8 protein-coding genes are annotated in these 10,838 nt (G+C 41.0%); all 8 read right to left on the bottom strand.

The genetic code is table 11. The features are described 5' to 3' along the window. Positions 1-331: 331 nt before the first annotated feature. Positions 332-1,162, bottom strand: a complete 831-nt coding sequence (gene mutM, locus HF078_RS18910) for a DNA-formamidopyrimidine glycosylase (protein WP_169292545.1) — start codon at positions 1,160-1,162, stop codon at positions 332-334. A gap of 24 nt (positions 1,163-1,186) precedes the next feature. Then, positions 1,187-3,820, bottom strand: a complete 2,634-nt coding sequence (gene polA, locus HF078_RS18905) for a DNA polymerase I (RefSeq protein WP_169292544.1) — start codon at positions 3,818-3,820, stop codon at positions 1,187-1,189. Between the two features lie 212 nt (positions 3,821-4,032). Continuing rightward, positions 4,033-4,965 (bottom strand): protease modulator HflC, encoded by a 933-nt coding sequence (gene hflC, locus HF078_RS18900; RefSeq protein WP_169292543.1) that lies wholly within the window; start codon positions 4,963-4,965, stop codon positions 4,033-4,035. After that, positions 4,958-5,923, bottom strand: a complete 966-nt coding sequence (gene hflK, locus HF078_RS18895) for an FtsH protease activity modulator HflK (RefSeq protein WP_481748032.1) — start codon at positions 5,921-5,923, stop codon at positions 4,958-4,960. The genes hflC and hflK overlap by 8 nt, the downstream gene beginning before the upstream one ends. A 381-nt stretch (positions 5,924-6,304) precedes the next feature. Continuing rightward, positions 6,305-8,074: a two-component system histidine kinase PnpS gene (gene pnpS / locus HF078_RS18890; protein ID WP_169292541.1), complete on the bottom strand. Its 1,770-nt coding sequence runs from the start codon at positions 8,072-8,074 to the stop codon at positions 6,305-6,307. Continuing rightward, positions 8,067-8,795, bottom strand: a complete 729-nt coding sequence (locus HF078_RS18885) for a response regulator transcription factor (protein WP_168864974.1) — start codon at positions 8,793-8,795, stop codon at positions 8,067-8,069. Before HF078_RS18885 ends, pnpS begins: the two co-directional genes overlap by 8 nt. Positions 8,796-8,988: 193 nt before the next feature. After that, positions 8,989-9,465: a MaoC family dehydratase gene (locus HF078_RS18880; protein ID WP_169292540.1), complete on the bottom strand. Its 477-nt coding sequence runs from the start codon at positions 9,463-9,465 to the stop codon at positions 8,989-8,991. Between the two features lie 283 nt (positions 9,466-9,748). Further along, positions 9,749-10,687, bottom strand: a complete 939-nt coding sequence (mdh, locus tag HF078_RS18875) for a malate dehydrogenase (protein ID WP_148965714.1) — start codon at positions 10,685-10,687, stop codon at positions 9,749-9,751. Positions 10,688-10,838: the final 151 nt, after the last annotated feature.

The raw sequence follows: 10,838 nt of genomic DNA, 5'->3' as shown, positions 1-10,838 counted from the left end.
TTCATAATAACTAGCTCCTTCCGTAATGTAGCTCTGATTTGGTTTGGTTTTTCCAGTAAACATTCTAACCAAATTAACCTACGATTTTACGAGTAAGGAGCTAGTTTCGTTCATGATAACTCGGCTTTGCCTGCGGGGTCTCAACCTAGCGCTATCTCCCTCATGAGTCTTCGCCTTTTGCTCCAATCCACAGCTCGAAATTACCAAATACTAAATCATATCCGTTTTTCAGTGGCCTTCTTCGTTGCGGGTTCTCATCCTACCGCTACCTCCCGCCGGAGTCGCACACCCTGCTCTTCAGGCAAAAGGGGGATTTCAGTTCACTCAATTCTTATGGCTTTGGCTGGCAATTTGGGCAGGTGTGGGTGCCTCTGCCTGCTACGACTGTTTTTTCGATTTCCTGGCCGCATTTTCTGCAAGGTTCTCCTTTTCGGCCGTAGACGAAAAGCTCGAGCTGGAACATGCCAATTTGACCTTGTGAGTTTACATAGGAACGGATAGTGCTTCCACCTTTGTCGACGGCTTCTTGAAGAGTCAGAACTATTTCACGTTGCAGCTCAATCAGTTCTTCCTCGTTCAAACTGCTTGCCACTCTTTCGGGATGTATTCCCGCTCTAAATAAAGCCTCGTCCACATATATGTTCCCTAAACCAACCACAACCGTTTGATCTAAAAGAACTGCTTTAATATTTCGATTTGTTTTAGCGAGTCTCTCTTTAAGGAGATCCAGGTTGAACTCATCTTCAAAAGGCTCTGGTCCTAAACTCGCAAGCGATTTCGCTCCAAGTTCCTCCCCTTTTTTATAAAGATGAAGCGTGCCGAACTTGCGAACGTCCTGATAGCGAAGTTCGGTACCATCTTCAAAATAGAAAAACACATGTGTATGCTTATTCGCTGGCTCTTCTTTTTGATAGAGGCCATATTTTCCTTCCATTCGCAAATGAGAGACCATGCAATAATCGTTAAGGTAAAAGAGGAGAAACTTTCCTCTTCTTCCTATTTCCACAATCTCTTGGCCAATAAGCATTTCCTCAAAAAGAGCAGCATCATCCGGCTCTTTAATCATTTTTGGCCATAGGACTTTCACCTGTTTAATCTTTTTACCTTGTACAAGCTGAACCAGTGTTTTTCTAACCGTTTCAACCTCAGGAAGTTCTGGCATGGTAACACATCCTCATAAAAACAATTATTTCGCGTCGTACCATGTAGAGCCGTAAGAATAATCCACTTTAAGCGGGACCTTTAATTCCACTGCTTGCTCCATCACTTCTGGTACAATTTTCTTTAACTTTTCGATTTCATCTTTAGGAGCCTCAAATACAAGTTCATCGTGTACTTGAAGTAGGACTTTAGATTTCATATTTTCTTCTTCCAGTTTGTTTGCCATATCAATCATTGCTTTTTTGATGATATCAGCAGCACTACCTTGAATCGGGGTGTTCATCGCAGTTCTTTCGGCAAAACTTCTCAAGTTAAAGTTGCTGCTTGTTATCTCAGGCAGGTAACGGCGGCGATGCAGAAGGGTTGTAACGTATCCCTTATCCTTTGCATCAAGGACGCTATCTTCCATGTATTCTTTCACTCCAGGGAAGCTTTCCAAGTATCGGTCGATAAAAGTTTTCGCATCTTTTCGTGTAATACCCAAGCTCTGGGAAAGACCGTAGTCACTGATACCATAGACTATTCCAAAATTTACCGCTTTGGCCTGACGGCGCATATTGGAAGTAACTTCATCTTCTGATACATGGAATACATCCATTGCAGTTTTTGTATGAATGTCCGCATCTTCTTTAAAAGCTTCAATCAGTTTTTCGTCATTAGCAATATGGGCAAGAACCCTTAGTTCGATTTGGGAATAGTCGGCAGCAAAGATCACCCAATCTTCATGGGATGGGATAAATGCCTCTCTTATCTTTCTACCTTCCTCTAATCGAACAGGTATATTCTGGAGGTTTGGATCAATCGAACTCAAGCGTCCAGTCTGTGTTAAAGCTTGATTAAAGCGTGTGTGTATTTTATGGGAATCCTCATGGATCACTTTTAATAATCCTTCAATATAGGTTGATTTCAGTTTGCCTAATTGACGATAGTGTAAGATTTGCTGAATAATTTCATGCTTTTCTGCTAATTTTTCCAACACGTCAGCAGAAGTCGAGTACCCTGTTTTTGTTTTCTTTACAGGCGGTAATCCAAGCTTTTCAAAAAGAATCACACCAAGCTGCTTTGGAGAGTTAATATTAAATTTTTCCCCTGCCAGGTCAAAAATTTTCTCTTCAATTTTCTCTAGCTTCTCGCCAAGGTCTGTTCCCATTTCTTCTAATCGTGCCTTATCTACTTTAATACCGAGCGCTTCCATTTCTGCCAGCACCAATGTCAATGGCATTTCCAGTTCCTCGAATAATTCCAATTGCTCATTGTCCTTCAATTCGTGAATGAAGGACTCTTTCATTTCCTGCATCGCGAAAGTCTTTCTCACTAGATGGTCTGCAACCTTCTGTTGATCCGGTATAGCACGCTTGGCACCTTTTCCGTAAACAGCTTCATCTGTTTCGATCTGATAATAGCCTTTTTTACGGGCAATTTCGGCAAGGTCAGTGGATGTCTCGGACGGATTCACGATATAAGATGCAATGATAAAGTCAAAGTCAATCCCGTTCAGTTCAATCCCTTTCCACTTTAGTGCAACGATTGCTCTTTTTGCATCGAAAACTGTCTTTTTTCTTTTAGGATCTGAAGCAAACGCTGCGAATTCTTCAGACTGCAAAGCAACATCTGTAGGGATAAAATAGTTCCCGGTCTCATTCACGAGTGCGATTCCTTGAATGTCTGCACGGTGATAATTTTCATCTAACACTTCTACCATGAAGAAGTTTTCTTTGGCAAAGTGCTCCTCATTTACTACATCCAGTATTTCAAAGGAAATATCCTCTAAATCCTCGGTTACCGTTTCTCCTTCTTCTCCAAGCTTGTCCAACAGGGAGTTGAAACTAAGTTCTTTAAATATATCGACCACTTTCTTTTGGTCGTAACCTTCATAAATTAGCTCTTCTACGGTAACTTCTACTGGTGCTTCGGTCATGATAGTCGCGAGTTGCTTGCTCATAATTGCCTGCTCTTTATTATCTTCTAGCTTTTCTTTCAGCTTTTTCCCACTGACTTGGTCAATTGACTCAAGAAGTTTTTCAATGGTACCAAATTCCTTTAACAGTTTGATGGCTGTTTTTTCTCCCACACCAGGAACACCTGGGATGTTATCAGAAGAATCTCCCATCAAACCTTTCATGTCGATAATCTGGTCCACATTCAGTCCGTATTTTTCTTCAATGAATGCAGGTGTGTAGGAATCTACATCTGTAATTCCTTTTTTCGTGATATCCACCGTAATTTTTTCTGTTACAAGCTGCGTTAAATCTTTGTCGCCTGAAATGATTTTCACTTCATAATCATCTTTGGCAGCTTGTTGAGCCAATGTCCCAATAATATCATCCGCCTCATATTCAGGCAGTTCGTATCTTTTTATGTTATATGCGTCCAGTAGCTCTCTAAGGAAGGAGAATTGTTCGGACAGTTCAGGTGGAGTTTTTTGGCGTCCCCCTTTGTATTCTCCAAACGTTTTATGGCGGAATGTTGTTTTGCCTGCATCGAATGCTACAAGCATATGGGTAGGTTTCTCTTCTTCTAAAATGCGCATCAGCATCATGGTAAAGCCATAGATAGCATTGGTATGTATTCCTTTTTCATTGCTTAATAGCGGAAGTGCAAAGAAAGCACGATAAGCGATGGAGTTTCCATCAATCAATACTAGTTTGTTTGTTGCCATATTCATAACTCCTCCTTTGTTTCTTAATCAAATTTCTTATGTAAAATCCCAACTATAAAAAGCCACAATTCTTCTTCTATTCTATCATGGATAAGAACAGAAACAAAAATTGTGGCTTTGTTGTTAAGACTGGAGGCTTACTTTAAAGTTCCTTTCCGCTGCAGGAGTCGAGTGCCTTCCGCTTCCATCCACTCATCTTACTACAAATCTCTTTATTCCATTCCGCCCATTAGCAGTTTGGCGTATGGGGAGTCGGAAGGAAGGACGATAACGGTTTCTCCATCGATCGTCTTTTTATAGGATTCGAGTGTGCGGTAAAGCTCGTAGAATTCTGCATCTTTAGAGAATGCATCATTGTAGACTTTAGCTGCTTCTCCTTCTCCTTGACCACGGATAGTATCCGCATCCGCTTCGGCTTTCGCCAGTATTTCTTTCACTGCTCGGTCTGTATCTGCCATGATTCTGTTTTTATCGGCATCTCCACGAGAAAGGTATTCTTGAGCAGTTGATTGACGCTCTGAAATCATACGTGTGAACACGGCAGCTTCATTTTCAGGCGGCAGGTCCGTTCTTCTCATGCGCACATCTGTCACGACAATTCCGTAATTATCTCTTGCCAAAAGTTCATTTACTCTATCCGTTACTCTGTCATTCAAGCTTCCTCTTGATGACTTTTCATCATTGATAATATCATCATAATTCAATTGTCCAAGTTCTGTTCTGACAACAGAGAATACAAATTCGGACATCTTGGTTTCTGCATTCACAAGACTTGCTAGGTTGCTGATCATTAATTCAGGATCTTCCACTCGCCAAACCACATAATTATCAATTAACATCCGCTTTTTGTCGCGAGTGTTTATTTCAGCACCGGCTTCATCATATAGCATTTGATATTTTGGAACTGTCGTTACGGATTGAATGAATGGAATTTTGAAATTCAAACCAGGCTCTTCCACAATCTTCACTACTTCTCCAAACTGTCTAACAACCTTATATTCGCCTTCTTTTACGACAAATACATTTGCAAGGATTACACCAAGAACGATAAGAATCACCGCTCCAAATATTCCTCCGCGAATGATGGTTTTCCATTGTAAGTCAGGTTTTTTCTTTTCTAAATTGATAATGTTTTGATCACTCATTGTTCCCACTTCCTTCCGAGTTCGCTGGTGGTTTTGGAGCTGGGTTTTCGGTTCGGAGCGGGAAATATTTCATCGTATTGCCATCATCATTCATAATGTAGATCTCGGCATACGGTAGTACTTCTTCCATCGTCTCTAAAATAAGACGCTTTTTCGTTAATTCCGGAGCGTTCACATATTCGTTATACAGGGAATTGAATTTAGCTACATCTCCACGAGCACGCTCAATTCTTGCAGCCTTTTCCCCTTCCGCTTTGGAAATGATGGCATCTTTCTCCCCTTCTGCTTCATTTAGACGTTGGTTTTGATATCTTTTCGCTTCATTGTTCTTCGTGTTTTCCATTTCACGTGCATCTGTTACATCTGTAAAAGCTTTACGAACCTCATCATTGGGTAATTCCACATCCTGAAGATTGACAGATGTAATAGAAATACCAATATCATAGGTTTCCATTAGGGAAGTAAGTAAGTCATAAACCTCCACTTCAATTTGAGCTTTACCTGAAGTCAATGCTTCATCTATCTTTGTGCTACCGATAATACTTCTTAGTGAAGCGGATGTAGCATTATATAGGACAGCCTGAGGATCATCACTATTAAATAAGTATTTTCCCGGATCGGTTATCTTCCACATGACAACCATATCTGCCAATACGATATTTTCATCACCTGTTATCATTTTTGTATCATTCGTGTATTCAACTATTTCTCCATCTTTTTCTTGATAGCCGAACTGTAAACTAAAGGTCTCCTTGGACATTGTCTCTACTGTTTGTATTGGCCAAGGCATTTTAAAGTGCAGTCCTGGTTCACTGATTCCTTCTTCTACTTTTCCAAATGTCATAATCACAGCTTGTTCTGATTGATCTACTGTGTACCATGACGTTAAAGCAACTGACCCTATGACAGCAGCAAGTATTACAAGAAAAACGGTCGTGTAAATTCGCTTTAAACTCATCAAAGTTGTCTTCTCCCCTTTTTTTGTTCTCCATAACTTATACGTATGAAGGTAGGGAAGGTTTCATTATTTATATGGATTTTTAGTTGGTTGGTTATGCTCCGCTGTTGATTGGAATGGAAGGCGCGTAGACGCCCGCGGGAGGAAGGGACAGGTGAGACCCCTCAGGCGGAGTGATGAGGCTCACGGACCGCCCGCAGGCAAGCGAAGCGCATGGAAGGGAAATTAACCGAATTATATACGTTCTTAGAATTTAAACAAAAAAAGAAGGAGAGAGCAGGGTGGGCTCTCTCCTCTTCCAAAATTGGCTCCTTGGATGAAGGGGTTTTCATAGATTATATTAACAAAAGTTTGTAAAGGACCTATGAAAGACGTGTAAAGCTATTGTAAATCTTCATTTTCTTTAGACAACTTCACCGTAAAGGCAGTCCCCTTATTCAATTCACTCGTAACAGAAATACTGCCATGATGGGCTTCCACGATATGCTTGACAATCGCAAGCCCTAACCCCGTTCCACCTGAATTACGGCTACGGGCCTTATCCACCCGGTAAAACCGCTCAAAGATCCTTGGTATTTCATCCTGCTCCATACCAATACCAGTATCGGATACAACAATGATTACCTCTTTCTCTACCTCTTCCATCTTCACTTTAACTTCTCCACCGGCTGATGTATAAGCGATGGCATTGTTAATAAGGTTAATGAAAACCTGTTTAATCCTGGAGGCATCCGCATATAAATACAACTCTTTTTTAGGTTGGGATAAAACAAGATTTATTTCTTTTTCTCTTGCCTTTCCTTCCAATATTACAAAGATTTCTTCCAACAGGTCGTTGATTTCCACAAACTCGGGATTTAATTTAAAACCTTGTTTCTCTATTTTAGAAAGGTCCAGCAAATCTTCAATAAGTGACTGTAGCCTGTCGCTTTCTTTTAGAATGATGGATAAGAAATACTGCATTGTATCTTTATCATTCATCGCGCCATCCAACAATGTTTCTGAAAACCCTTTGATAGATGTGATTGGCGTTTTTAACTCATGAGATACATTAGCAACAAAATCTTTTCTCATTTGCTCAAGCTTCTTCAATTCTGTAATGTCATGGAACACAAGGACAATCCCTTTCCACTCATCATTGATACCGATGATCGGTGCTCCATACACTTCAAAATGTCTGCGTTCAATCTTTAATGGAAGTAAGATTTGCTTTCGCATACTCACCTCAGTCATAAAGATCTCTTCAATCAACGAGACAACTTCTTTCTGCTCTATGGCTTCATAATATAGCCTATAAAGATATTCAGCAGGCTCAGCATCAAATGTGTCTTTATAGGCACGGTTTATGAGATTCACGTAGCCTCGACCATCAATCAATATCAACCCACTTCCCATGCTCTCAATAAGAGTTCGGAGACGATCCTGCTGCATTTCTTGGGCTTTGGTCATATCTTGAAGGTTTCGTGCCAATATGTTAATGGATTGACTTAACATTCCTGTTTCATCAACATGTTCCTCAAATGTCCTTGCTTTATAATTCCCTTTTGCAAGCTCCGTTGCCACCTTGGTTGCAGCTTCAATCGGCCTGGTGTATTGAGATGTAATCTTTACCCCAAGAAGCAGAATAACCACAAACGCTGCACCAAGGCTTGCGATCAATAGTCCCCAAATCTGTTGATTGACTCTTTGGAGAGAATCTATTGGGGTACTTAGCATTACATATCCATCTTTAGATCCATTTCTTGTAATGGAGTTTCCGTAATAATACATTTCATCATTCTGTTCATAGAAAATCCTGTCACGATTCTTGTTCTTTTGAACCGCATCTTTAATGATCTCCTCTTGAGATTCTATTCCAGAAACAGTCGGACCAGTAGTCTCAAATAACACCGTGCCATCCTTATCAGTAACACTAACCCTTGCCGCTAAAGTATTACTAACATCATTCAGATGTTTTTGCAGAATAGGTGTCACACTGGTCTCCTCTTCCACCAGCATCGTTACCAGTTCTGTTTCTTTAATGAGTCTCTGATTAAAGGTATTTAAATAAAAGCTTTTAAAAAGCTGACCAAGCAAAAGCCCCAAGCACACAAGCACCACGATAATCAGAGTGATGAGTGCAAAGAGCAGTCTTGAGCGGAACCTATTCATGTAACTTCTGTTCCTCCAGCTTGTACCCTAGCCCTCTAATTGTCTTTATATATGTAGGTTTTTTCGTATCTGTCTCTATTTTTTCCCTTAAGTGACTAATATGAACATCCACAATCCGAGTATCACCGGCAAAATCATAGTTCCACACCGCGCTCAACAGTTGATCGCGAGTCAACACTCTTCCCTTATTCTTAGATAAGTAGACCAAAAGCTCAAATTCCTTTGGCGTAAGTTCTAATCGTTCATCTCGAAAATAGGCTTCATAGTGTTCAGGCAGAATTTTTACATCCCCGATTACAATCTTTTCCGAAGTGTCCTCTTCTACTTTCTGCGCCTCCGTGTTACCTGACATCTGCTGCATTCTGCGGAGGATAGCCTTTACCCTAGCTACGACTTCTCTTGGACTGAAAGGTTTGGTCATATAATCATCAGCACCTAATTCTAGTCCCAACACCTTATCGAACTCATCATCCTTTGCAGTAAGCATTAGGATTGGAGTATGAATTTTGTGCTGTCGTAACTCTTTACACACTTCTATTCCATCTTTTTTTGGAAGCATAAGATCTAGAACGATCATATCAAATCGTTCTTCCATTGCCTTATTCAGACCCTCTTCTCCGTCCATCGCAACGGAAACATCGTAGCCTGCTTGCTGTAAATTATACTGTAACAATGTCACGATTGATTGTTCATCATCTACAATAAGAATTTTTTTATTCATTCTTTTCCTCCACCAAACTGTTTTGGAAAACCCATTTTGTTGTTCATCCAACTTCCAATTCTATTTTATCTCTATCATTACTTTTCCATTTTACACGTATTCATTATTCATCACAATAAAGAAAAGCTTTCCCACTAGAGATATCAGCGTGGAAATTTAGTTTCCTAAAATAAAAAAAGAGCCTAAGCTCTTTTTAAAAATTTTCCATCGCGCTGCTCTCCATCGGTTCAAGACGATGAGGAGGACAGACTGTAATGGAGCCTTTAGCAACCGTTTGATTTTCTTCATTTGTACCATGAACATTCATTACAACACAATGATCTTTTTCTTTAATTTCCACCACTTCAAAAAGAAATTGAACGCTTCCATAGTGGTAGACCGGTTTTGGAAAAGTAATGTCTTGGTGTACGACATGACTTCCTGGGCCAGGTAAATATTTGGATACAGCGGAAGTAATGATACCTGTTAACATGATGCTAGGTACGATTGGTTTTTTAAACGGTGTTTGGGACGCGTAATCGTGCTGAATATAGAGTGGATTCGCGTCATTGGTTAATCCAAGATATAATAATAGGTCTTTGTCTTCTATTTTTTCTGTCAGCTCTAGTTTTTCGCCGACTTGAATTTCTGCAAGTTTTCTTCCGAGTTTTCTCTTTTTACCAAGTAACATACATACACCCCCTGATGATGTTGGAAAATACCCCTTGTTCTTTTGTAACCGTTTACAATAGTGTGGTAAAAATTCGGGGAAAGCAATCCCCGAATTAGTTACATTCCTCTGTAATACACCGCTGTTGATTTCCGCACCGGGCTTCGCTTTCCTAGGGGCGGTGCTTGAGCCTCCTCACTCCGTTGCGGGGTCTCAAGCTACCGCTATCTCCCTCAGGAGTCTTCGCCCTGTGCTTCAATCAACAGCTAGAAATTCTTAATACTTCATACATCCTTTTAATGATTTAGGATAGGACATTCATGACATTTTTAACCGATTCAACAGATTTGGAAAGTGCGGCTTTTTCTTCTTCTGTCAGCTCTAGTTCGATGATTTTTTCTATGCCACCCGCACCAAGGATTGTTGGTACGCCAAGGTAGATTCCGTCGTGTCCGTATTCTCCTTCAAGATAGGCAATGGAAGGTAGGATTCGGCGTTGATCTTTCAGGATCGCTTCCACCATCTCCACCATCGATGCTGCAGGAGCATAATAGGCACTACCGTTACCAAGCAGGTTAACGATTTCCCCGCCGCCTTTTCTTGTTCTTTCCACAATCGCATCTAGGCGATCTTTAGGAAGTAATGTTTCAAGCGGGATTCCACCTGCGTAAGAGTAGCGAACAAGCGGCACCATGTCATCTCCATGACCTCCTAGAACGAAGCCAGTAACATCTTTCACAGAAAGATTTAGTTCCTGTGATACAAATGTGCGGAAACGAGCTGTATCTAGCACCCCTGATTGACCGATAACGCGGTTTTTCGGGAAGCCGGACTCTTTAAACACAGTGTAGGTCATGGCATCTACCGGGTTTGTCAACACGATGATATAGCAATCAGGAGAGTGTTTTACCACTTCTCTTGTTACACTTTTCATGATGTTTTGGTTTGTAGTTACCAGATCATCACGGCTCATTCCCGGTTTGCGGGCGATTCCTGCTGTAATGACAACGATATCGGAATTGGCTGTATCTTCATAGTTGGATGTTCCTGTAATGTTTGCATCAAATCCTTGAACAGGACCTGCTTCTAACATATCTAAAGCTTTCCCTTTAGTAGGGTTCTCCATTTGTGGGATATCTACAAGTACAACGTCTGCGAGTTCTTTTTGCGCTAGTAAGAATGCTGTTGTTGCGCCTGTGAAGCCTCCACCGATTACCGATACTTTTTTACGTCTCATTGTCATATTCATTCCTCCCTAACCTATTAATGGACAGCTCTTACACCGCTGTTGATTTACGCACTGGGCTTCGCTTTCCTAGGGGCACTGCTGGAGCCTCCTCGGCTTTCGCCTGCGGGGTCTCCACCTAGCGCTATCTCCCTCAGGAGTCTTCGCC

This window comes from Bacillus sp. RO2 (genome assembly GCF_012911845.1).
In the GTDB taxonomy this organism is placed as follows: Bacteria; Bacillota; Bacilli; order Bacillales; family Bacillaceae_I; genus Sutcliffiella_A.
This window is presented reverse-complemented; position numbering and strand designations above follow the sequence as displayed.

What these genes read in the sequence shown, in the direction of transcription:
- mutM (WP_169292545.1), bottom strand. Translation starts at nt 1,162, where the DNA reads ATGCCAGAACTTCCTGAGGTTGAAACGGTTAGAAAAACACTGGTTCAG.
- polA (WP_169292544.1), bottom strand. Translation starts at nt 3,820, where the DNA reads ATGGCAACAAACAAACTAGTATTGATTGATGGAAACTCCATCGCTTAT.
- hflC (WP_169292543.1), bottom strand. Translation starts at nt 4,965, where the DNA reads ATGAGTGATCAAAACATTATCAATTTAGAAAAGAAAAAACCTGACTTA.
- hflK (WP_481748032.1), bottom strand. Translation starts at nt 5,923, where the DNA reads ATGAGTTTAAAGCGAATTTACACGACCGTTTTTCTTGTAATACTTGCT.
- pnpS (WP_169292541.1), bottom strand. Translation starts at nt 8,074, where the DNA reads ATGAATAGGTTCCGCTCAAGACTGCTCTTTGCACTCATCACTCTGATT.
- HF078_RS18885 (WP_168864974.1), bottom strand. Translation starts at nt 8,795, where the DNA reads ATGAATAAAAAAATTCTTATTGTAGATGATGAACAATCAATCGTGACA.
- HF078_RS18880 (WP_169292540.1), bottom strand. Translation starts at nt 9,465, where the DNA reads ATGTTACTTGGTAAAAAGAGAAAACTCGGAAGAAAACTTGCAGAAATT.
- mdh (WP_148965714.1), bottom strand. Translation starts at nt 10,687, where the DNA reads ATGACAATGAGACGTAAAAAAGTATCGGTAATCGGTGGAGGCTTCACA.